Consider the following 22,131-nt stretch of genomic DNA (forward strand, 5'->3'; position numbering starts at 1 on the left):
GAGTATCACTTGCCGCTCCGCGCAAGCGCCGCGTTTATCAGCGCGCGATAGCCCCGTTCAGCAAACGTCGTCGGGCGATCGAGTCCTAGCCGCGCCAGGCATTCGCGGTTCGAGGCATCCGGCGGCTGGGTCACCCCCTGCCACAGCAACCCGGGTAGAAGCAGCGGCATCCGCTGCGCTTCCCGCAGCAACTGCAAGGCCGGTATCAGCCGCTGCTCGACCTCAGTAAAATCGCTACCGAATGGAAACGGCGGCAGCAGTCCGTCCTCGCGCGCAGGCTTCAACGCATCCGCGATCCGCTCCGGAAAGTTCTCGAGATGCGCGCGCGGAATTTCGAACTCCTTCGGCAGCTTGCCGGCATCCTTGGCGATCTTCACCAGTTCATCCTGGAAACGGGAATCCGTCACCGCGAGCATCGCCGCGATGGTCTCGGCGTCCGATTTGCCCCTGACATCGGCAACACCGTATTCGGTGACGAACACGTCGCGCAGATGCCGTGGGATGGTCTCGTGACCGTAGTTCCAGCGGATGTTGGAGTGCGTCCTCCTGCCCGCCTGCCGCGTCGCTTCCAGCGTGAGGACCGAGCGTGCGCCTTGAAGCGCGAACGCCTGCGCGACGAAATTGTACTGGCCGCCGACGCCGCTGACGACCTGGCCATTGTCGAGACCGTCGGAGACTGCCGCCCCCATCAGCGTCGCCATCATCGCGTTGTTGACGAAGCGGGCATCAATGCGCGCGCGGCGCTTGGCGTCCTCGTCGCCATAGAGCTCGTTGGTGAACGATACCGGCATCATCTGGACGCGCGCGAGTTGCTCGGGCGGCATCTCGCGCAACGCGCGATAGAACGATTTCGGCCCGAGGAAAAATGCGCCGTGCAGCACGACGCCGTCGACCTCGCGCTTGAGAATATCGGTCTCGATCAGGCTGAGAAACGCCTCGATCAGCATTTCGCTGACCCCATACAGCCCCTTCGCGAACGGCGCGCTCTCCATCGGCTCCACGCCCGGCGCGAGCCGCTTCATGATGGCGCGGAACTGCGCACTGTCCCGATGACGGACGATCAGCCCCCGCGCCAGCGCATCGCCGACTTGCCCGATGCCGATCTGCAGCGTGCCGCCATCGGGTACGAGACTCGCGGCGTGAAGCCCGATCGCGTATTTGGTGTCGCTGACCGGCTCGGCCGGCGGGGCGAACAGCGGGAAATCCGTCGCGGGGCTGTCGAGCACGGCGGAAAATTCTTCCCCCGGCAGATCGCCCGCGCCCGGCATGAACGGCAGTTCTGAATTGACTTGCGCGAACACTTTGAACGAAGCGCGCCCCTCGGCGCGGGCGCGCAGCAGATCAAGCGCTGTGTCGGTGTTGCAGCTCAGGCTGTAACGCGTCGCGCCATCGACGACGCGCTTGGCCACCAATGGCGTGACGACATTGAGCCCGCGCGCCAGCAAATACGATGCAGCATGGGTATAGTTCGCGGAGATGTAATGCTGCTGCGCGAACGGCACGTTCAGCCATTTGCCGGCCAGGAAGAAAAACTCGATCACCTTGACGTTGGGCGGCAGTTCTCCGGCATGCAGTGCATTCGCATAGGCGAGGTCAGGATAACCACCAAACAGGCGATCGATCACCGGGCTGATGAAACGTTGTTCGAGCAGGCTCGAGGGCCGCGGCTTTTCCAGCGTCAGTGCCGAGAATAACGTCAGCTTGATCGAACGGTCGGCCAGTGCGCGTGCATACAGAGCGTTGACGACGTGGTTGGCCTTGCCGAGCCCGAGCGGCAATCCAACCACGAGATTGGTTCCGACATCGCGGATGATATCCTCCGCGATCGCTTCGGGATCGGAAAACAGCTTTGGCATCGAATGCGAACCTGGGCGTAGCTGGCAGGCAGCCGTCCTGGAATCGGACGCCAGAGCTATAGCCTATCTTCACCGGAGATTCGTCTGTGACGAACCGGCAACAGCCAAGCACGGATTTCACCGAATTAATGTACTGATGTCGCGCGGCAGTTTGCCTGTGGCCATGGTGCCCCCTAAACAGGTAGACGAACCGAGGATGTCGGCGGGGGCGGACGGACAGTGCATGATCCGGACATGACAGGTAACCGGCATTCCGGATCATGCTCACGTTCTTGTGTTGACGGAATCAAATGACCAGGCGCGCCGCTAGGGTTGGCTACGTTGAAAGACGGTTGCTTCGATGGGGCATTTGCCTTGCTGTGGCTTGCTTCGCGCTTGCCGCGCCAGCCGCGCGTGGTGAAAGCCTCCCCGAGGCGCTGGCCAAGGCCTACCAGACCAATCCCGCGCTCAATGCCGAACGCGCCCGCCAGCGCGCCACCGACGAGAACGTGCCGCAAGCGCTTTCGGGTTATCGGCCGCAGATCGTCGCTACTCTCTCCGCCGGCTTTCAGGCGGTGCGCAACCTCTTGCCCGACAACACCGTCCAGTCGGCGAACCTGAAGCCCTGGACTATCGGCGTGACCGTGTCCCAGACGTTGTTCAACGGCTTCAGGACCGCCAACAGTGTACGCGTGGCGGAATTGCAGGTGCAGGCGGGTCGCGAGGCGCTGCGCAATGTCGGTCAGGGCGTGCTGCTGGATGCGGTCACGGTCTACACGAACGTTCTCGCCAACCAATCGCTGGTCGAAGCCCAGCGCGCCAACGTGGCGTTTCTGCAGGAAACGCTCGGCATCACCCAGAAGCGTCTGAATGCCGGCGACGTCACACCCACCGACGCTGCGCAGGCCGAGGCGCGTCTGAGCCGGGGCCGCGCCGATTTGAATGCCGCTGAGGTCAATCTGGCTGTCAGCCAAGCGACTTATCTCCAGGTCATCGGCAACGCGCCGAACCTGCTCCACCCCGCTGACACCGTCGACCGCCTGCTGCCGCGCAGCCGCGATGACGCCACCGGGCAGGCCTTCCGCGGGCATCCCGCCGTGATGGCGGCAAGCTTCGATTTCGACGTCGCCACGACTTCCATCCGCGTCGCCGAAGGCAGCCTGATGCCGACGATCACGCTGCAAGGCAGCGCCAGCCGTAGCAAGCAGTCGGACCCCACGCTCGGCACCCTGGGGACCGACCAGGCTTCCGTGACCGGCCAGCTCACGCAGCCGATCTACGATGGCGGCATGGCCGCCTCGCAGACCCGACAAGCCAAGGAAATCGCAGCCCAAAGCCGGCAGGTGCTGGACCAGGTCCGCAATCAGGCCCGCACCGCCGCGGTCGGCGCCTGGGTCGCCAATGAAGGTGCCAAGATTGCGGTCACGGCATCCGAAGCTGAAGTGCGCGCTGCCACCGTCGCGCTGCAGGGCGTACAGCGAGAGGCGGCGGGCGGCCAGCGAACTACGGTCGACGTGCTGAACGCGCAGCAGGACCTGATCCTGGCCAAGGCGCGGCTGATCGGCGCGCAGCGCGACCGCGTCATCGCCTCCTATACGTTGCTGAGCGCAATCGGCCGGCTCGACGTCAAGAATCTCGGCCTCAACACGCCGGACTACCTGCCGGAAGTGCACTATCACCAGGTGCGCGACGCCTGGCACGGCCTGCGGACGCCGTCCGGTCAGTAGGTTGTACTCCCCGTAACTTACCCTCCCTGGAGGGGTCCGAGACGAGCGAAGCTCGCTCGTGGGTCGACGCTCATGAAATGAGCGGCGGGGCGGGGTGACGGTCTCTCCACATCCAACAGTGCCCGAGTGGAGAGATCACCCCACCCCATCTCGCATTTCGCTGCGCTCAATGCGAGCCGACCCTGCCCTTCAGGGGAGGGTAAGAAAGACCGACTACAAGAAATGCTGTGGCTACCTCCCCCACGGTCGTGCCAGATCTTCTCGCCTATCATGCAATTAACCGGACGCTGATCATGTCCGGTATTTTCAGTCGCCAGCAACTCGCCTTGCCCTAAAACTCGGGTCCGTTCCCGCCCCCCTTTTGATGATCGATTTACGAGGCCCTGTGGTTTCAAACATCCTGCGCTGGTCGGCCAACGGCCTGCTGGTCCTGTTCCTGTCGGTAATCCTCCTGATCACCTCATTTCGAATGGCGGCGTCGATACGCGAAACCAGCACGCGCGCCCAATTGGCGCCAGGGACCGGCCATCTGGTGCCGACGCGTTCGGGCGGTGTGTTCGTACAGGAGAAGGGTCCGGCGAATGGCATTCCGGTGGTCCTGTTTCACGGCACGGCGGCGTGGAGCGAGCTATGGCGGCATACCACCGACGTGCTGGCCGCGGCCGGCTTTCATGTGATCGCGCTTGACCTGCCGCCGTTTGGATTCTCGGATCGTCCCGGCAGCTATACGCGGCAGGACCAGGCTTCCCGGATCAACGACGTGCTCGATACGCTGGAGGCCCCGCCCGCCATCATCGTCGGTCATTCGTTCGGTGCCGGTGCGGCGACCGAACTCGTGATGCGATATCCGGATCGGGCGCGGGCCCTGGTGCTAGTCGATGCGGCGCTCGGATTGACAGCAGCGCCATCGGCGGCGCCCTGGGTGATCCAGCCGCAATGGATCCGCGAAATCCTGGTGTCGCTGACCATCACCAATCCGATCGCGACGCAAATGCTGCTCCAATCGATGATCGCAAAGAAGGAGCGCGCGCTGCCGGAATATGTCGCGATCCTGCAACGGCCGCTGGCGCAGCGCGACAGCACGAGCGATATCGCCGACTGGCTATATTATTTCCTCGGCTCCGACACCAACGCCGCGAGCGCGGACCGCAATGCGTATGCGAAGCTGGAAGTCCCCGTCGCGATCCTGTGGGGCGACAAGGACACCATCACCCCGGTCGAGCAGGCCCACGATCTGCGAACGCTGCTGCCATCAGATACGGACCTGACGTTGCTGCCGGGGCTCGGTCACATTCCGCAAATCGAGGACCCCGGCCTGTTCAACGACGCCCTGCTCAAGACGATTGGAAAACTCTAGACTGGACCGAGATTCGAACCGGCCGGAGACATCATGGACATCATTAGATCGTGCGCCTGGGGCTACGCCGCCCTGCTCGGCTTCGTCATCCTCACCGGCTACATCCCGGCGTTCATCGATGCCAATGACATGATCTTCGGCCTGTTTCGCCGCACCTGGTATGCCGATGGGCTGCATCTGGTGTCGGCGCTATGGGCCGCAATTGCGGCGATGACCTCGCGCCGCGCCTCGGAATTGTTTTTTCAATTGTTCGGCGTGTTTTATTTTGCCGATGGCGTACTCGGCCTGCTCACCGGCAGCGGCTATCTCGACTTCGGCATCCTGATCAACGGCGTCCTCAACCTGCCGCTCTCGACGCGGTTTTTCGCCAACGCGCCGCATCTCGGCCTCGGTGGCATGGCCATCCTGATCGGCTATCTGCTCGCGCCGCGGACGCGGAACGCCGTTCATGCTTAAGTGGCCGCGGCGCATCCTGGCTGTCGTCGCGATCCTGATTGCGCTGACGGTGCTTTTGCCACTGGCCTATATCGAGGGCACGTGCCGGCCCGCGGCCAGCACATCGACCTCGATTGCGCCGGCCGTCACCCTGCCCGCGATCGATGAGCCCGGCTACCGGCGCAAGCTGAACAACACGTTCTTCACGTTCCCCGAATGGTACATCGTCTACTCCTTCGAGGATTTCGGCCGTTTCCTCGACCGCTCCAGCGAAAGCCGTTTCAACTATCTTGGCCACATCTTCGGTTTCTGGCGCAGCTTCTGCACCATCAACCGCGCCGTGCCCGCAACAGGAGAATCGCTGGCCGAAGTGAAGACGATGATTTACGTGATCGGCATCAGCTATTCCGTCGAATACGCCGTCAAGGGATTCTACGAGAATACCATCGGCCGCGTGTTCGAATGGATCAGGGGCGAGAAGCGCACCCCGCAGGATGAATTCGGCCGCGCCGTGCTGCAGGATTATGCCGCATTCCTCTACACCGTTCCCTGGTACAAATACCCGTTCCAGGAGAAGCTCGACGGCCTGATGGCAATTTCGGCGCCGACGCCAAGTAGCTTGCGTAGCCGGGAGCGCGACTTCGCGCTCGGCGCGGAATACTTCGTCAAGATCGGTTACGCCGCGCTGATTCAGAAGGCGCTCGATGCCAGCAATGACACCGAGCCACGCGACATCATGTTTGCCGTCGCGACGCTGCCGCCGGAGGTACTGGCAAAAGAACCGCGCATCAAGCCGATCCGCGCGCTCAACGCACAATGGCAGCTCGTGCAGACGCCGCGCTACAAGGCGTTCACCGACATCCTGCAGCGGCTGCTGGATCAGGGTTATGGGGTTGCAGAGATCGCTGGCAATCACGACATCCTTATCACCGTGATCGCGCCCGACGCCGCCAAGCTCGATATCAAGGGTACGACGGAGCTGTTTTCGCTGGCGCTCGACGCGAAGCCCGGCTTCCGCCGGGCGGGCCTGAAGGCAAGGATCGACCGTCTTGTCGATATCAACCGCGAGCTCAAGGCCAGGAGCGCAAGCATTGAGCACTTCTATGACTACTGACGGACGTCAGCGCGGCGGTGGGCGTTGGGGCCAGATTGCCGGCGCGATCGCCCTCGTCGTGTGCGGCTGGCTTGCCGTTGTCACCGCGTTGACCTTCGGCTCAGCCCCCGGCAAGTCAATGGCGATCATAGGTCCGCCGTCCCAGGCACTGGCCGCGATCACCAAGGCCAACGGCCGCATTCTTGCGTCGAACAACTATGTCACCATCGCGCGTTCCGACGACGCCGATTTCGTCGGCCAGCTCTACGCGGCCGGCGCGCTGCTGGTGCTCGACGCCGAACAGGCGGGCGGCTGCAGCGGCCTGCCGCCGAAGCGGTTCACCGCGCAGCTTTGAGGGATCAGGGTTCCAGCCTGGCCGGCCTGCCCTAGACGGCTTAACCCTTCTGTGCCTGCGGGTTATCTCTCGGCTTGAGTACCCATTCCGGCCGAAATATCTGTATAGTGGTGGCGGGCCGACCTTCCGGCCGACGGGCTAAAGACCATGATCAAGACATCAATGAACCGGTTGGTCGTGCCCCTGATAGGGCTTGTTGCGGCGACTGGCATCGGAACGATCGTCGCCATGCAGTACATTGGGCGCGAGCCGACTGCTGATAAGGCTGCAAGCCTCGCGCCAAAACCGGCCACTGACGAGCGCATTAAGGGGCCGGCACTCGCAAGCGTGCAGGCGGAGGCAAACGCCGTGGCAGCCGTGCTGGCCGGATCGATCGCCGCGCCCGAGAGCGGCGATGGCGGACCGGCGTTCGACGTCGCGCGCGTCGAGCCGACCGGCGAAGCTGTGATCGCGGGGCGCGCGACGCCGGGCGTCACCGTGGAATTGCTACGCAATGGCGAACTGCATGATCGCGCGGTCGCGGATCAATCCGGACAATTCGTGATGATCCCGCGCCCGCTTCCGCCAGGCACCTACGATCTGACGTTGCGCGCCAAGCAGCCCGACGGCAGAGAGATCCTGTCCAAGCAGAGCGTGACGGTGGCGCTTGAGCCGAACCTGAAGGAACGGCCGGTCGTGGCCCTGATGACGCCAAACAAGCCTACCGTCGTGATGTCACAGCCGGCCCAGGCGAAGCCGGAAACCGCTGCGGTGGTTGTGGAGGCGGTCGAGATCGAGGCCAGCGGCAAATTCCATGTGAGCGGCCGCGCACGCTCAGGCGCTCCGGTGAGGCTCTATCTCAACGACAGCTTTATTGCGTCGGTAACGGCGGCGGCGGACGGACGCTTTGCCGTCACGATCAATGAAGGAATCGGGCCCGGGAATTATCGCGTAAGGCTGGACGAGGTGGATTCGAAGTCCGGCGTGGTGCGTGGACGCGCCGAGGTGCCGTTCAACGCGCCCGACCCGGTGGTTACCGCGTCGGTACCGCCGCGGACCTCACCTTCCAAACCAGATTCCGTCGCCCTGCCGAAGTCTCAGGTGGCGGATGCCACGGCTGCCACCCTGCCGGACGTCACGAACTCCTCCAGCGTCGTGGTGCCGAAGATCACGACCACCACGGTATCGCGCGGTGACAGCCTGTGGCGCATCAGCCAGGCCACCCTCGGCGCGGGCACGCGCTATGCGACGATTTACAAGGCCAACCGAGAGCAAATCCGCAATCCCAACCTGATCTATCCCGGCCAGACCTTTGTCATTCCCAACCAGGAAGCCAATCCTTAAGGAGTGCTCAAACGGACTTTCATGCTCCTGCCGTTCTAAAAAAATGGCCTTCGAAAAACAACGAACGCGTCAAAGGCGCTGTTTGGTCGGCCCCGTACTCGGTGCTTGATGGCACCTTGGATGAATGCATCACCAAGTTTCTGGAGCAACCGCTCAGCCAACGTCATCTCTACGAGATTCATACCGTCGCACAGGGCGATTTGATCCCCAAAATAATCTCCGCCGAACTCGTCGTTGAACTTGCGAGGCTGCGCGATTTCTTGTGATGTCCATGATTACCATCTCGCTTTGCTGAGCGATGCACGATGCTCGGGATGGCAGACAGGCATCACGACGCGTACTTCTGGTAAAACGTATTGGTGAACAACTCGCCCGGATCATACTTCCGTTTCGCTGCGAAGAAATCGCTGATCTCCGGGTATGAGCGCTGCAACTGGTCTTTCGAATAGTAGAGCTGGTAAGGCAGGAAGAACCGGCCCTTGTGCGCGATGGTGAGGTCGATCAGTTCTTCCGTCGCCTTCTTCATCCGCCGGTTGCCCTCGCCGTCCGTGGTCTGGTTGATGTATAGCACCAGCGAGAACGCCGGCTCCGGCGAATAAGTCAGGAAATTATTCTCCTGATGTACGACGCGGACCGATGCATTCAGCAGATTGGTCTTGTTGTCGGTCAGCACCTTGCGCATGCCATCGACAAACGAGACGAACTGGCTGCGCGGGATGAAATATTCGTGCAGGATGTCGGTGTCGTCAGGCAGCGAGTTGCGCAAATAGGGTACGGAGTCGTGCATGGGGTCATTGCGGTTGACTAGACAGGCCTCCGCCGATCCGATCGCTTGCGCGCGCGTCACCGTGCAGTTTTCCATCCGATGCTCGATGTGCTTCTCGGACAGCCACTTTATTTCCTGAAACAGTGGCCCTTGCTTGGACAGGTTGATGGTCAGCCGCCGCAGCTTGGTGCCGCTGACCTCGCCGAGCGGCTGGCGCTTGAAATCGGTGCCGTCGATCTTGGTGTAGGTATAGAGCAGCAATTCCCTCAGGAACGTGCTCGGCGCGGTCGAGAGATGGCCGTACATCAGGCCGATATTGGCGTCCTTCTCGATCTCGCCGGCGAACAGCGCCGGAAATTCCTTGTAGTCCATCACGCGACGGCCGGTCTGGTAGACGAGGTTGTCGGCAATATCGAGCTCGGCCTCGACGATCACGCCGAACAGGCCGTAACCGCCAACCACGAGGTTGAACAGATCCGCATTCTCGGCCGACGATACCGTGCGCAGCGAACCGTCCGCCAGCATCACCTTCATCGACTTGATCGATTTCGCGAGCGCGCCGGCCTGATGGTCCATGCCATGGGCATTGACCGAGATCGAGCCGCCGACGGTGAAGATGTCGGTCGACTGCATGGCGCGCACCGCAAAGCGCGGATGTAGTAGGACGTTCTGGATGTCGTGCCAGGTCGCGCCCGGCTGCACGGTGATCGACCGCGCGCTCTCGTTCAGCACGATCTTGTTGAAGCCGCGCATGTCGAGCACAATGCCGCCCTTGCGGAAGGCGTGCCCGCCCATGCTGTGGCGGACGCCGGCGGTGGTGACGGAGAGCTTGTTGTCGCGCGCAAAGGCCAGCGTCTTTGCAATATCCTCGACGCTGCGCACCGCGACCACGCCGTAGATTTCGGTCTTGTTGAGACAGCTCGCATCATTGATGCTGCCGCCAAGCTGCGACCATTTCACGTCCTTGAGCGGCGCTATCGCCTTGATCCGCTCCAGATCGATTTTCGCCTGCTCGCCGCCGACCGCCGGGCCGCAATCCTTTTCCCCGTTAGGATCGGCGGCCAGCGCCTGAAGCTTGCGGTAGCTGTAAACGCCGAGCAGCACGACGACCACGGCGGCCACGGAGACGCCGGCTTTGAATTTTTGCGAAAATTTCTGCATGAATTGATTCCAAGGGATTTGCGAGATATTCCGGGCGAGCGGATCTTTAGTCAAATTTGGGCGGAGTCTGGTTCGATAGACCGGTTGCGTTACCGAAGCGATAAACCGGAGCGAACAAATGCAGAGCTGTCGCATACATGTGATGGGAGCATCGGGCGCGGGCGTCACCAGCCTCGGCCGCGCTCTCGCCACTGCGTTGGCCATCCCGCATCACGACACCGACGATTACTTCTGGCTGCCGACCGATCCGCCCTACCGGCACATGCGCGACGTTGGGGAGCGCCTGAAGCTGATGCGGGATGTCTTCCTGCCGCGCGCGGCCTGGGTATTGAGCGGGTCGCTTAACGGTTGGGGTGACGTGCTGATCCCGGATTTCGACGTGGTGATCTTTCTCACAACCCCTCGCGAGATACGATTGCAGCGGCTGCGCGCCCGCGAGGCTACCCAATTTGGCACTGAGGCGGTGGCGCCCGGTGGCCACCGGCATGCAGAGACTGAGGAATTCATCGAATGGGCGTCAGGCTATGAGGAAGGCAATGTGAGCCGCACTCAGGCAAAACATCAGGCCTGGCTCGCCAAACTGCCCTGCCCCGTGCTGCGGATGGATGGATCGCGGCCGTTGCCCGAACTGGTCGCGGAAGTTCGCGGAACGATCGGCCGCCACGGCGGCGGTCCGGCATGAGCGGCGCCTTCCCGCGGCCGACTTCTCCCGATATTCTCTCCGCGCAGACCGCGGTGAAACAATGCCGGTCGCTTGGGAAACGCTGAAGGTGACGGCAACACCCCTGTCCGAACCGCCAACAACAACACAAATCGCAGGGAGAACACCAATGCTGACGCGACGCAGTATGATGTTCGCCTCCATCGCAGCCGGAGTGATCATGAACAGTAGAACCGCCTCGGCCAAAGCGTCGCAGCCGGCGACGCCGGTGAATTTCGACGTTCCCGCGGACGCCTGCGACTGCCACACCCATATCCACCCCGATCCCGAAAAATTCCCGTTCTTCTCCGGCCGCGTCTATACGCCCGAACTGGCCTCGCCCGAGGAAATGACCGCCCTGCACAAGGCGCTGCACATGGAGCGCGTAGTGATCGTCACGCCCTCGATCTACGGCACCGACAATTCGGCCACGCTGTTCGGCATGGCGGCACGGGGGCCGACCGCGCGCGGGGTTGCGGTGATCGACGACAAGACGTCGGAGGGCGATCTCGATGTCATGGGCAAGGCCGGCATTCGCGGTGTCCGCTTCAACCTCGCAACCGGCGGCGTCAACGATCCGAGCGTCGCCCGTCCGCGATTTACGACCGCCGTCGAGCGCATGAAAGCGCGCGGTTGGCACGTGCAGATTTACACCACCCCGGCGATGATCACCGCGATCAAGGATCTGGTGATGGCCTCCCCGGTGGTGGTCGTGTTCGATCATTTCGGCGGCGCCAAGGCAGCCCTTGGTGTCGAGCAGCCGGGATTTGCCGACCTTGTGGATCTCGTCAAATCGGGCAAGGCCTATGTGAAGATTTCCGGGGCCTATCGCGCCTCCAAACTCGCGCCCGATTACACCGATTGCATCCCGCTCGCCAAGGCGCTGATATCCGCCAATCCCGACCGCATCGTCTGGGGCACCGATTGGCCGCACCCCAACTCGGTCACGCCTGCCGACAAGAAGATCACCGACGTCACGCCGCTGTTTCAGATCGACGACGGACGGCTGTTGAATCAGCTTCCGGTGTGGGCGCCGGATGCGGCGATCCGCAAGAAAATTTTGGTCGACAATCCGGCACAGCTCTACGGGTTCTGAAGCCCGGCACTCGACATCGCGGCCCGCTGCTGTCCGAACAGGTCGCGGTCGTAATTGCGCAGCCAGTCACCAGCCTTGCGCAGGCCGCCGAACGGGAACAGGTGGAATCCGGCGATCGGCGCGGTTGCCGCCGCAGGCGCCGCTCGCAATCTCCTGACGACGTCGTCAGGTCCGGTGTCCGTCAGCAGGCGGCCGAACAGGCCGATCTGGGCCCGCAGCGCGCGCATCGAATTGCCGATGCCGCAACGGAGCGCGAATTTTGTCAATGTCGCCGGCGTTGCCGGACCGGCCAGGCCGACGATGACAGGCAGATCGATGCCCGCGCGATCGAGGGCGCCGATCCATTCCAGGATCGGCGTGCTCTCGAAGCAGAATTGTGTGACGACATCGACCCGCGTTCCTGTCCGCCGCCCCCAGTCGCGCCACCCCTTGAGGCCGTCCAGCGCTTCCGGCAGATCGAAATAGGGATGCCCCTCGGGATGACCGGCCACGCTGACGGATGCAATCGCGTGCGCCTCGAGCAGGCCGCTGGCGGCGACATCGCGCGTCGATTTGAACGGGCCTCTCGCAGCGGCGAGATCGCCGGCGATCAGGAGGATGCGCGAGACATCGGCTTCGCCGCGCGCACGCGCCAGGAAATCGTTGAATGCATCCCGCGAGGCCATTTCGCGCGCCGCGATATGGGGCACCGGATTGTAGCCGGCGCGGCGCAGCGCGACAGCCGTCTCAATGTTGTGGCGATAATTATCGCCGGGCAGGAACGTGATCGTGACGTCGGTGCCTCCAACGAAATGATCGCTCAGTTCCGCGACCTGATGCCCGCGCGAGGAGATTTCGACGGAGGCCTTCGGCAATAGTGCGACTAATCTGGCGGATGCTTGATCGGAGACGATCACGAGCGCCTCCTTTGTCATGCCGGCGCGCGGCGGCGCGAGATCACATAGGTCTCGTCGTTGAACCAGAGGCCGCCATGTTTCTTCAGCACGCGGTCGGTGGCTTCAAAATAGCGGCCATCGCGAACCACTTCCGACAACCTGTTGTCCTCGATCTGCGCCACATAGATCGCGGCGTTCCAGGCGGCGAACAGCGTCGAGGTGCCGATCGGGCCGCTGACCTCGTCCGGCAGCGTGTGCATGTGGTAGCGGAAGATCGAGCGTGCATCCGAGGACGCATTGAAATTGTAGTGGCGTGCGGCCGCGCCAAGCTCGTGCTTGACCTGGCGCAGGATCGCGTAGCGGTCGGTCTTGAAGGGATCGTCGCCCGGCCAGACCTGATCGATGATCTCGATGCCGGGATCCTTGCCATGCGAATGGATGCCGATCAGTCGCCCACCCGGGCGCAGCGCCTTGACCAGCGGTGTCACCACTTTCGAAGCCTTGAACTCGACGCTCGCCCGCGCCCGATAGGGTTGCGAGGCGATGACCAGATCGTAATCGGCCATCACGCGGCCGGGCCGCGGCATGATCGGATCGAGCAGGAAGGAATGATCCTCACGCCGCAGCGTCAGGATCACCGGGCGCTGATAAACCGGATTGCCCGTGGTCGGGCTGATGCCTGCGCGCCAGTTCTCGGCCAGGAAGCTCTCGAGCTCCCCGATCTGCTCGGCGAAACCGTGTGCGGTGTTCCCTGATAGCGTGACGTCTTTCCAGATCAGGCCTTGCGCTGACGTGACCGAACGCGGCGTCAGCCATGGCGCCTCGGCGGTAATAGAGGTTGGTCACGACCAGCACGGTGGCGGGATGCTCGAACAGGCGGTCCGCCATTTTCTCCAGCATCAGGCGGACGTCTTCGTAAGAGATCTCCTTCGCCACGACATAGAGCGGCATGGTGGGAAATCGCGCATGTACCGCCCGCATCACCCGCGACAGCACGGTGCCGTCGCCGACGCCGGCATCGAAGATACGAAGCGCCGGCGGTGTCGGCTGCAGATTGCCGAGCTCGAGCGAAATGCGGTTGCCGACCTCGGTCTTCTCGCTGCAGGTCGAGACGAACAGCAGGTATTTTTGGCGGTTGTCGAAAAATCGGAAGCCCGGCGGCGCGACGGCATTGGCGGTGGCCGCGTCGTTCAGCGGTTGGGCCGAGAGCGAATTGGCCGGCGCGCCGTCCGATTCCGGCCGGTGCTCGGCGAGATACGCGCGGACCTTGTCGAGCGTGCCGGTCGTGATCCGGGCGCCATCGCGCAACCGCGACACCAGCTTGCCGTCATTGACCACCAGCCGCCCGAAGGTCGATTCGGCCGTGCGGGTCTGGCGGCAATAGTCGCGGATTTCTCCGAGGATCTGTTCGGCCGTGGGCGCCGATTTCGCCGGCGGCGCGTGGCCGTTTTGCTGCCCCGCGGATCCTTGGCTAGATCCTTGGCTGGATCCTTGGCTTTCCTCGATCCGCATGGCTTGCTCCCGCGGTTGAACCTGCCAGCATCAAGGAACGGCCGCCGGATCGCGTCAACCACAAATCGAGTGGGCAGGATACATGGGCACGTGCCCATACGGATTCTAGCGCGCGCGGCGCGAAAACACCGAGATCAGCACCGGCAGCGTCACCAGGATCACCAGCGGCGCCAGCATCATGCCGGTGACGACCACGATCGCCAACGGCTTTTGCACCTGCGAACCGATTCCCTCCGACACCGCCGCCGGCAGCAGGCCGACGCCGGCCACCACGCAGGTCATCAGCACCGGCCGCAATTGCAGTTCGCCGGTGCGGATCACCGCCCGCATCCGCTCATAGCCTTCGCCGATGAGTTGATTGTACTGCGACAGGATGATGATGCCGTCCATCACGGCGATTCCGAACAGCGCGATGAATCCGATTGCCGCCGACACGCTGAAGGGAATTCCCGAGATCAACAGCCCGAGCACGCCGCCGAAGATCGCCATCGGGATCACGCTCATCGCGAGCAGCGTATCGACCATCGAGCCGAAGTTGAAGAACAGCAGCACACCGATCAGCGCCAGGCTGATCGGCACCACGATCGACAGCCGCCGGATGGCGTCCTGCAGATTGCCGAATTCGCCGACCCATTCGATCCGCGATCCCGGCGGCAATTGCACCTCGGCGGCGACCTTGTCCTGCGCTTCATGGATCGCGCTGCCGAGATCGCGGTTGCGGACCGAGAACTTGATCGGCAGATAACGCTCCTGCTGTTCGCGGTAGATATAGGCGGCGCCCGAGATCAGGTTGATCGAGGCGACCTCGCTGAGCGGGATCTGCGTGATCGTGCCGCCCTGCCCCGCCACGCCGATCCGTAAGTTATGGATCGCCTCCGCGCTCTTGCGGTATTCCGGGGCGAGGCGAACGATGATCGGGAAATGCCGGTCGCTGCCGGGCTCATAGAGATCGCCGGCGCTGTCGCCGCCGATGGCGACCTTGATGGTGGCGTTGATATCACCGGGCGATAGGCCATAGCGTGCCGCGCGGGCACGATCGATATCGATCTGGATTGTGGGTTGGCCGAGCGAAGTGAACACTGCGAGGTCGGTAACGCCCTGCACCGTGCCGAGCACGGATTTGATCTTGTTGGCGGTGTCCGTCAGCGCCTGCAGGTCGTTGCCGTAGAGCTTGATCGAGTTCTCGCCCTTGACGCCCGAGACGGCCTCCGAGACGTTGTCCTGCAGGTATTGCGAGAAGTTGAACTCGACACCCGGGAAGTTGTCCTGCAACTGCCCCAGCAATTGCGCTGTCAGCTCGTCCTTGTCATGGGTATCAGGCCACTCGCTGTTCGGCTTGAGCGGCGCGAAAAACTCCGCATTGAAGAGACCGGCGGCGTCCGTTCCGTCGTCGGGCCGGCCGTGTTGCGACACCACCGATTCCACCTCAGGACGCGCGCGGATGATCTTGCGCATCTCGTTGACGTAGGCATTGCCCTCCTGAAGCGAGATGGTCGGCGGCAGCGTGGCGCGGATCCACAAATTGCCCTCTTCCAGCTTGGGCAGGAATTCCAGTCCGAGCAGCCGCGCGAAAGCAATGGTCATGAGCACTAGAACGGCCGCGCCGGTGAGTACGATCCTGCGGTTTACGAGGGCCCATTTCAGCACCGGCACGTACAGCCGGTCGAGCTGTTTCACGATCCAGGTTTCGGCTTCATCCAGATGCGAGGGCAGGATGATCGCGCTCAACGCCGGCGTCACCGTGAAGGTCGCGATCAGCCCGCCGGCCAGCGCATAGGCATAGGTCCGCGCCATCGGCCCGAAGATATTGCCTTCGACGCCGCTCAGCGTGAACAGCGGCAGGAAGGCTGCGATGATGATCGCGGCGGCGAAGAAGATCGAGCGCGACACGTCGACCGCCGCAGACAGGATGGCGTGGCTCTTCATCCCAATCGTGGTGTCGGACGAGATGTCGCTGCGCTCGGCTTCCGACAGCGCGGTGGTCTGCGTCAACCGCCGGAAGATCGCCTCCACCATGATCACGGTGGCGTCGACGATCAGGCCGAAATCGATCGCGCCGACCGACAGCAGATTGGCGGATTCGCCGCGCAGCACCAGGATGATCACGGCGAAGAACAGCGCGAAGGGGATCGTTGCGCCGACGATCAGCGCGCTGCGGAGATCGCCCAGAAACACCCATTGCAGCAACACGATCAGGATGATCCCGACCACCATGTTGTGCAGCACCGTATGCGTGGTGATGTCGATCAGATCCTTGCGGTCGTAGATGCGCTCGATCTGCACGCCGGGCGGCAGGATCGAGGAATGATTGATGTCGTGAACGAGCTTTTCGACCCGGGCAATGGTCGGCGAACTCTGCTCGCCGCGCCGCATCAGGACGATGCCCTGCACGATGTCGTCGTCCTGGTCGAGGCCGGCGATGCCGAGCCGCGGCTTCTCGCCGATCGTGACATGGGCGATGTCGCGCACCAGCACCGGATTGCCGCCGGACTGCGATACCATGGTGTTGTTGAGGTCGTCGATCGAGCGGATCAGCCCGACGCCGCGCACCACGGCGGATTGCGCGCCGATATTGACGGTGTTGCCGCCGACGTTGATGTTGGCGTTAGAAACGGCCTGCAGCACCTGCGGCAGCGTCAGCCCGTTGGCGACGAGCTTGTTGAAATCGACCTGCAGCTCGTAGGTCTTGGTCTTGCCGCCCCAGCCAGTGACGTCGATGACGCCGGGCACCGCGCGGAAGCGGCGTTGCAACACCCAGTCCTGCAGCGTCTTGAGATCGAGCACGCTGTAATTCGGCGGGCCCTTCAGCCGGTAGCGGAAGATTTCGCCGGTCGGGCTGAGCGGCGAGATGGTCGGCTGCACGTTGCCCGGCAGTGGCGCGAGCTGCGACAGCCGGTTCAACACCTGCTGCAGCGCTTCGTCATAGGTGTAGTCGAACGAGAACTGCAGCTTGACGTCGGACAATCCGTACAGCGAGATGGTGCGGATGGTGCGCAGGTTCTTGATGCCGGCGACCTGGGTTTCGATCGGGATCGTGATGTAGCGTTCGATCTCTTCCGACGACAGCCCCGGGCTTTGGGTCACGATGTCGACCATCGGCGGGGTCGGATCGGGATAGGCCTCGATGTTGAGCTGCTTGAACGCGATCAGGCCGCCGACCAGCACGGCTATGAACATGCCGACCATCAAATAGCGGCGGCTGACGGCTAGGGCGACCAGGCGATCCATTCAGATCGAAGCTTTCAATGAGCTAGGCATCAGCTTCCGGATGCGGCCCGGTCGATGAACAGTGCGCCCTTGGTGACGATCTGCTCGCGCGGGCTTCAAATTGCCGACCACCTCGACGAGATCGCCATTGGTGAGGCCAGGCTTGACCTGACGCAGTTCAATCGTCTTGTCCGGATGCGCGACCCAGATCCGGACCTGATCGCCTTCATAGATCAACGCCTGCTTCGGCACGCCGACCGCCGGACGGTCGCCTGCCGAATAGATCGTGACATTCGCGAACATCTCAGGCTTCAGCGTACCGTTCTTGTTGTCGATCGTGGCGCGGACGAGCAGCCGCCGCGTCGCAGGGTCGATTGCTGCTGCGACGTAGTTGATCCGCGCCGAAAGCGAACGGCCCGGCAGCGCCAGCACATTGAACGTCACCTCCTGCCCGACCGCGACGTTCGCGCAATCGCTTTCGCGGACGAAGGCCGTCATCCAGACGGTGGAGAGATCGCCGATCACATAGACGGGGTCGCTGGCGCCGGCGTTGACGTATTGCCCCGGGCCGATCTTGCGTTGGACCACGGTACCCGCGATCGGTGCGAAGATGGTGATTTCGGGATTGATGCGGCCCTTCTCCTGGAAGGTCGCGATGTCGTCGTCGGTGAGGCCGAGAAGGCGCAATTTGTTGCGCGCTGCCTGGACCGCCGTTTCCGACGAGCGCACGTCATTCTGCGCCTGGATCAGCGTCGCCTGGCTCTGCTGATAATCCTTCAGCGGAACGGCCTTGCCCTCGAACAGGTCCTTGGCGCGCGCTCCCTGCAACTGCGCCAGATCGAGCGCGGACTTAGCCTTGTTCATCGCGCTCATCGCCGCAATGAAATCGTTTTGCGCCTGAACGTTATCAGCGGCCTCGATCACAAACAGCGGCTGGCCCTTGACGACGCTATCGCCTGGCTTGGCCAGCAACCTGGTGACGCGGCCCGCATAGGGCGAGAACACCGGCGTCGAGCGATCTTCGTCGATTGCGATCTTGCCTTCGGTGACGCGCTCGGCGCGGAAGTCGCGTTCAGCGACAGGCTGAATGGTCAGGCTGGCCCATTCGGCTGGGCTCGGCGTGTAGCGCTGCAGTCCGCGCTTGCGGGACTGGCTCGAGATTTCCGAATGCCCGCGTTTTGGGCCGCCGAGATAGGCGCCGCCGCCGTAAACGGCCGCCCCGGCCAGTACTACCATCAGGGCAATGGCAACGACCCATTTCTTTGAGTTAACCATCTGTAATCGCTTGCAAAATCTGCCAAACATACGACATGGGTTCCAGCGACAATTTGTCTCACCGGCGCTATAGTGCCCAATTGGCATCTCGCACAACCCAAAAAAGCAAAATAGCCGTACCGGACGCGATTAAAATTTGGAGAGGCAGGCTCTGAGCGAGGGGATCACCTATTCGCGTAGGGGCCATTGCGGAGGGTGGCTGCCGAGTGGCATCGCCGGGCGAGCCCAGAAGGCTGGCGTTTTCGACAACAGTGCGGAGTGCGTCACGTACCGCAGTGGCCCGAAGCCGGAGCCCACCTCCTCGATGAACGGCTTCACCACTTCCCCCTTCAAATCCTCGATCGCAAGACCGTCGGCGACCCGGCCGAGATTCCACAGCCAGCGTCCGGTCTGCGCCAGCGACACCTGGACGTGCCAACTGCCGCCTTCGCGCGCCTGGCGCGCCTTGGCCATCATGGCGCCGAATGCCATGAAGTAACCGGTGGCGTGGTCGAGCATCTGCGCCGGCAATTCCTTCGGTCCATCGACACCTGCGGCCTGCCCCTCGGCATGGTTGAATCCGGTCGCCGTCTGCACCAGCGAGTCGAAGCCGCGACGTTCCGCCCATGGCCCGGCATGACCATAGGCCGACAACGTGACGTAAATGATACCGGGACTGATGCGCGCGGCATTCTCGGGCGAGAAGCCGAGGGCGGCGAGTGCGCTAGGTCGATAGCCTTGCGAAAAGATGTCCGCCTGCGCCAGCAGATCGCGCAAGGTCGCACGCCCCTGCTCGCTCTTCAGTTCGACAAAGCTCGTCAGCTTGCCCCTTCCGGTGTCGATGACGAGCCAGGGGATCGCCGGCAAATCGGGCCCCGAGACCAGCAGCACGTCGGCGCCATGCGCGGCGAGCGTTCGCCCCGCAACGGGGCCGGCGATGACACGCGACAGATCAAGCGCACGGATACCTGCGAGCGGCCGCTCACCCTTGGGCCACGGCTTTGGCGGAGCCTCGCCAATCTTCGTGATCGAGATCAGCGGCAATCCGGCGAGCGCCTCGGCCTGTGGTGTCGCCAACCATTCGTCATGCGAGCGCATGAAGGCGACGACGCCACCGCTCGTATAGGCCGCGGTCTCGAACGCCTCGCCGTCCCATTGCAACAGCGCGGCCTGCACCGCGTCACGCTCCGGCTTGCAGTTCAGCACTCTGCAGACGGCGTCGCGGTGATGGGGAAAATTGGTGTGCAGGCGCACGAAGCCGTCGCGGATCTTGTAGATACCGGCGATGGCGTCCCAGGCCGGCGATGGCGGCTTGCCGTCGACGCGCAGATAACGTTCGCTCCGGCATTCGACCACGGCATGGCGCATATCCACCGCGACGTCCTGCGTCTCGCCGCTGCGCCTTTTCCAGATCTCAGCGGCTGCAAGCCCGGTTGCCGCGACGCTGACCTGCGCCGCAGCAGCGACGCGAAACGACGACGGCAATTGCGGTTCGTCACCGGTCAGCGTGAGCGCGCCAAGCGCGTACGGATCGCCGCCAATGGAGGTCCAGATATCGGAGAGGATTTCTCTGGGGCTTTGCATCGGCGTGTCTCTCCCCTAGTTTTCTCAAGCTCTGCCCGACCACCAGAGGAGTTGCAATGGCTGCCATCGATCCCCTGACGGCGGGAGCCGTTCTGCTTGCGACCGCCGCAACGGATGCGGTCTACGTCATGTTCACCTCGGCGGTGGTGGCGCGCAAGCGTGTGCCGGCGGCAACCTGGAGCAGCGTCTGGTATCTGCTCTCATCGTTCGCCGTCATCAGCTACACCGAGAACTGGGTTTACGTCGCCTTCGCCGCACTCGGTTCGTGGCTCGGTGCCTACGCGACGATCACCTTCCTGCACCGTCCGCCCGGCGGCCCGCCGGTGGGTGCGGCGCCGGAGTAGTGCGCACATCCGGCTACGAGTTCATTGAGAACGCCCTCGAATGACGGAAAGGAAGAGGCTTTCTCGGTTTGAGCTTTCGCCGTAACCGCCGTCGCCGCTACAATGCTGCGGAATCAACTAAGGAAGAACAAGATGGACTTGGGTTTGAAAGGCAGAAACGCCGTCGTGCTCGGCGGCACGCGCGGCATCGGACGGGCAATTGCGGAAACGCTGGCGGGCGAAGGCTCGGGCGTCGCCGTGTGCGCCCGCCATGCGGATCAGGTCGCAGCCACCGTTGCTGAGCTGAAGGGGCTTGGCGTGCGCGCCACCGGCGCGCCGGTTGATGTCACCGACGCCGCCGCGCTGAAATCGTGGGTATCGGATGCGGCCGCCGAGCTGGGCAGCATCGACATGCTGTTTTCCAATGCCGGCGCCATGGCGCAAGGCGGCGATCCTGCCTCATGGGAGCAGAATTTCCGGCTCGACGTGCTCGGCGCCGTCAACGCGTTCGAGGCCGCGCGGCCGTTGCTCGAAGCGGGTGCGCAGAAGACCGGCGACGCGGCCTTCATCATCATATCGTCGATCTCGGCGGCGCAGGCGGATAGCGCCAGCTCCTACGGCCCGATCAAGGCGGCGCTGATCCACATGGCCAAGGGACTGGCGCGGCAATACGCGGACAAGAAAATCCGCGTCAACGTGGTGTCGCCGGGCACGGTCTATTTCAAGGGCGGCATCTGGAACATGGTCGAACAGAATATGCCGAAACGGTACCAGGATGCGCTGGCGCGTAACCCGACCGGCCGCATGGCGACGCCGCAGGAAATCGCCAACGCAGCCGTGTTCCTGGCGAGCCCGGCCTCCTCGTTCACGACCGGCTCGAACCTCGTCGTCGACGGCGCGATTTCGAACCGCGTGAATTTTTGAAGAATGACGGTTGTAGGGTGGGCAAAAGGCGCCCTTGCGCCGTGCCCACCATTCCAGCGTCCGGTGCAAGTGATGGTGGGCACATCGCGGAGGCCTTAACATCTCGACGAAACTGGCAAGGTTGTGAGAGCTCGGCTTACAACTCGCAAACCAAACCGGTCAATTTGAATCGATAAGCTAACTGAACTTTACGAACTTCCCCTCATTGTGACGCCTGCTTCGATGACCCAGCCACTGGGTCCAATGACGGATGGCCACGATGATTGTCGACGAGCAAAGGACAAAGGTGCAGCGCGAACCGCGACGCGAGCTCCGCAAACGGCCGACATGGATGACGACCGACAACGGGACGACGAGGATTGAATGCTTTGTCCTGGACGTCTCACCGGGTGGCGCCAAGATCGTTACCGATGTCGCGTTCGACGTCAGGGACAGCTTTCAACTGGCGCTGGTACCCGACCATGCGACGCGCCAGTCGTGCGAAGTGGTCTGGCGCCGTGGCAAGACCTACGGCGTGAAATTCCTGTCTTGAGGAGCGGCGTCTCCGCCGCGCGGCTTCATGGTTCTCCCGGCGATGCGAAGCATCGTCCGGAGACGGCGCTCG

Annotated in this window: 16 protein-coding genes and 2 pseudogenes; 11 read left to right on the plus strand and 7 right to left on the minus strand. The window is 63.0% G+C overall.

Features of this window, described 5'->3' with window-relative positions:
- Positions 1 to 5: 5 nt before the first annotated feature.
- Positions 6 to 1,856, minus strand: coding sequence for an acetyl-CoA hydrolase/transferase C-terminal domain-containing protein (locus V1278_RS28370; RefSeq protein ID WP_334382966.1), 1,851 nt, complete (start codon positions 1,854 to 1,856; stop codon positions 6 to 8).
- A 290-nt stretch (positions 1,857 to 2,146) separates the two neighbouring features.
- Here V1278_RS28370 and V1278_RS28375 point away from each other — a divergent pair, with 290 nt between their 5' ends.
- The 6 genes from V1278_RS28375 (at position 2,147) to V1278_RS28400 (ending at position 8,125) form a co-directional block, all read left to right on the plus strand.
- On the plus strand, positions 2,147 to 3,562 hold the full coding sequence (locus V1278_RS28375; protein ID WP_334382967.1) for a TolC family outer membrane protein: 1,416 nt from the start codon (positions 2,147 to 2,149) through the stop codon (positions 3,560 to 3,562).
- Positions 3,563 to 3,947: 385 nt separating this feature from the next.
- The gene (locus tag V1278_RS28380; protein ID WP_334367876.1) at positions 3,948 to 4,919 is read left to right on the plus strand and encodes an alpha/beta fold hydrolase; all 972 of its coding nucleotides are present in this window, start codon (positions 3,948 to 3,950) and stop codon (positions 4,917 to 4,919) included.
- 33 nt (positions 4,920 to 4,952) lie between these two features.
- Positions 4,953 to 5,375, plus strand: coding sequence for a hypothetical protein (locus V1278_RS28385; RefSeq protein ID WP_334382968.1), 423 nt, complete (start codon positions 4,953 to 4,955; stop codon positions 5,373 to 5,375).
- Positions 5,368 to 6,468 (plus strand): hypothetical protein, encoded by a 1,101-nt coding sequence (locus V1278_RS28390; protein WP_334382969.1) that lies wholly within the window; start codon positions 5,368 to 5,370, stop codon positions 6,466 to 6,468. Before V1278_RS28385 ends, V1278_RS28390 begins: the two co-directional genes overlap by 8 nt.
- Positions 6,458 to 6,802, plus strand: a complete 345-nt coding sequence (locus V1278_RS28395; protein WP_334367873.1) for a hypothetical protein — start codon at positions 6,458 to 6,460, stop codon at positions 6,800 to 6,802. The genes V1278_RS28390 and V1278_RS28395 overlap by 11 nt, the downstream gene beginning before the upstream one ends.
- Positions 6,803 to 6,949: 147 nt before the next feature.
- Positions 6,950 to 8,125, plus strand: a complete 1,176-nt coding sequence (locus tag V1278_RS28400) for a LysM peptidoglycan-binding domain-containing protein (protein WP_334382970.1) — start codon at positions 6,950 to 6,952, stop codon at positions 8,123 to 8,125.
- Between the two features lie 328 nt (positions 8,126 to 8,453).
- Here the strand turns inward: V1278_RS28400 and V1278_RS28405 are convergent, their stop codons facing one another.
- Positions 8,454 to 10,052, minus strand: coding sequence for an FAD-binding oxidoreductase (locus V1278_RS28405; RefSeq protein WP_334382971.1), 1,599 nt, complete (start codon positions 10,050 to 10,052; stop codon positions 8,454 to 8,456).
- A 118-nt stretch (positions 10,053 to 10,170) separates the two neighbouring features.
- Between V1278_RS28405 and V1278_RS28410 the strand changes: the two genes are divergently transcribed.
- Together V1278_RS28410 and V1278_RS28415 are read left to right on the plus strand one after the other, a co-directional pair.
- Positions 10,171 to 10,734, plus strand: coding sequence for a hypothetical protein (locus V1278_RS28410; protein WP_334382972.1), 564 nt, complete (start codon positions 10,171 to 10,173; stop codon positions 10,732 to 10,734).
- 148 nt (positions 10,735 to 10,882) lie between these two features.
- Positions 10,883 to 11,848 carry an amidohydrolase family protein gene (locus tag V1278_RS28415; RefSeq protein ID WP_334382973.1) on the plus strand — a complete coding sequence of 322 codons (966 nt, stop codon included), beginning with the start codon at positions 10,883 to 10,885 and terminating at the stop codon, positions 11,846 to 11,848.
- Here the strand turns inward: V1278_RS28415 and V1278_RS28420 are convergent.
- The 5 genes and pseudogenes from V1278_RS28420 to V1278_RS28440 form a co-directional block, all read right to left on the minus strand.
- The gene (locus V1278_RS28420) at positions 11,836 to 12,744 is read right to left on the minus strand and encodes a hypothetical protein (protein WP_334382974.1); all 909 of its coding nucleotides are present in this window, start codon (positions 12,742 to 12,744) and stop codon (positions 11,836 to 11,838) included. The two genes, V1278_RS28415 and V1278_RS28420, sit on opposite strands and share 13 nt — an antisense overlap.
- A 14-nt stretch (positions 12,745 to 12,758) precedes the next feature.
- A pseudogene (locus V1278_RS28425) lies at positions 12,759 to 14,235 on the minus strand (hypothetical protein).
- A gap of 105 nt (positions 14,236 to 14,340) precedes the next feature.
- Positions 14,341 to 17,463 carry an efflux RND transporter permease subunit gene (locus V1278_RS28430; protein ID WP_334382975.1) on the minus strand — a complete coding sequence of 1,041 codons (3,123 nt, stop codon included), beginning with the start codon at positions 17,461 to 17,463 and terminating at the stop codon, positions 14,341 to 14,343.
- Between the two features lie 29 nt (positions 17,464 to 17,492).
- Positions 17,493 to 18,717 (minus strand): annotated as a pseudogene (locus V1278_RS28435) (efflux RND transporter periplasmic adaptor subunit).
- A gap of 168 nt (positions 18,718 to 18,885) precedes the next feature.
- Positions 18,886 to 20,280: a CoA transferase gene (locus V1278_RS28440; RefSeq protein ID WP_334382976.1), complete on the minus strand. Its 1,395-nt coding sequence runs from the start codon at positions 20,278 to 20,280 to the stop codon at positions 18,886 to 18,888.
- A 56-nt stretch (positions 20,281 to 20,336) separates the two neighbouring features.
- On the opposite strand from V1278_RS28440, the gene V1278_RS28445 reads away from it, so the two are divergent.
- The 3 genes from V1278_RS28445 (at position 20,337) to V1278_RS28455 (ending at position 22,059) form a co-directional block, all read left to right on the plus strand.
- The gene (locus V1278_RS28445) at positions 20,337 to 20,624 is read left to right on the plus strand and encodes a hypothetical protein (RefSeq protein ID WP_028348964.1); all 288 of its coding nucleotides are present in this window, start codon (positions 20,337 to 20,339) and stop codon (positions 20,622 to 20,624) included.
- A gap of 132 nt (positions 20,625 to 20,756) precedes the next feature.
- Positions 20,757 to 21,527, plus strand: coding sequence for an SDR family NAD(P)-dependent oxidoreductase (locus tag V1278_RS28450; RefSeq protein WP_334382977.1), 771 nt, complete (start codon positions 20,757 to 20,759; stop codon positions 21,525 to 21,527).
- Positions 21,528 to 21,786: 259 nt separating this feature from the next.
- Entirely contained in the window at positions 21,787 to 22,059 is a 273-nt protein-coding gene (locus V1278_RS28455) for a PilZ domain-containing protein (RefSeq protein ID WP_334367861.1), read from the plus strand.
- Positions 22,060 to 22,131: the final 72 nt, after the last annotated feature.

Origin of the sequence: Bradyrhizobium sp. AZCC 1577 (genome assembly GCF_036924575.1) — a bacterium.
In the GTDB taxonomy this organism is placed as follows: Bacteria; Pseudomonadota; Alphaproteobacteria; order Rhizobiales; family Xanthobacteraceae; genus Bradyrhizobium.

What these genes read in the sequence shown, in the direction of transcription:
- V1278_RS28370 (WP_334382966.1), bottom strand. Translation starts at nt 1,856, where the DNA reads ATGCCAAAGCTGTTTTCCGATCCCGAAGCGATCGCGGAGGATATCATC.
- V1278_RS28375 (WP_334382967.1), top strand. Translation starts at nt 2,147, where the DNA reads ATGACCAGGCGCGCCGCTAGGGTTGGCTACGTTGAAAGACGGTTGCTT.
- V1278_RS28385 (WP_334382968.1), top strand. Translation starts at nt 4,953, where the DNA reads ATGGACATCATTAGATCGTGCGCCTGGGGCTACGCCGCCCTGCTCGGC.
- V1278_RS28390 (WP_334382969.1), top strand. Translation starts at nt 5,368, where the DNA reads ATGCTTAAGTGGCCGCGGCGCATCCTGGCTGTCGTCGCGATCCTGATT.
- V1278_RS28395 (WP_334367873.1), top strand. Translation starts at nt 6,458, where the DNA reads ATGACTACTGACGGACGTCAGCGCGGCGGTGGGCGTTGGGGCCAGATT.
- V1278_RS28400 (WP_334382970.1), top strand. Translation starts at nt 6,950, where the DNA reads ATGATCAAGACATCAATGAACCGGTTGGTCGTGCCCCTGATAGGGCTT.
- V1278_RS28405 (WP_334382971.1), bottom strand. Translation starts at nt 10,052, where the DNA reads ATGCAGAAATTTTCGCAAAAATTCAAAGCCGGCGTCTCCGTGGCCGCC.
- V1278_RS28410 (WP_334382972.1), top strand. Translation starts at nt 10,171, where the DNA reads ATGCAGAGCTGTCGCATACATGTGATGGGAGCATCGGGCGCGGGCGTC.
- V1278_RS28415 (WP_334382973.1), top strand. Translation starts at nt 10,883, where the DNA reads ATGCTGACGCGACGCAGTATGATGTTCGCCTCCATCGCAGCCGGAGTG.
- V1278_RS28430 (WP_334382975.1), bottom strand. Translation starts at nt 17,463, where the DNA reads ATGGATCGCCTGGTCGCCCTAGCCGTCAGCCGCCGCTATTTGATGGTC.
- V1278_RS28440 (WP_334382976.1), bottom strand. Translation starts at nt 20,280, where the DNA reads ATGCAAAGCCCCAGAGAAATCCTCTCCGATATCTGGACCTCCATTGGC.
- V1278_RS28445 (WP_028348964.1), top strand. Translation starts at nt 20,337, where the DNA reads ATGGCTGCCATCGATCCCCTGACGGCGGGAGCCGTTCTGCTTGCGACC.
- V1278_RS28450 (WP_334382977.1), top strand. Translation starts at nt 20,757, where the DNA reads ATGGACTTGGGTTTGAAAGGCAGAAACGCCGTCGTGCTCGGCGGCACG.
- V1278_RS28455 (WP_334367861.1), top strand. Translation starts at nt 21,787, where the DNA reads ATGATTGTCGACGAGCAAAGGACAAAGGTGCAGCGCGAACCGCGACGC.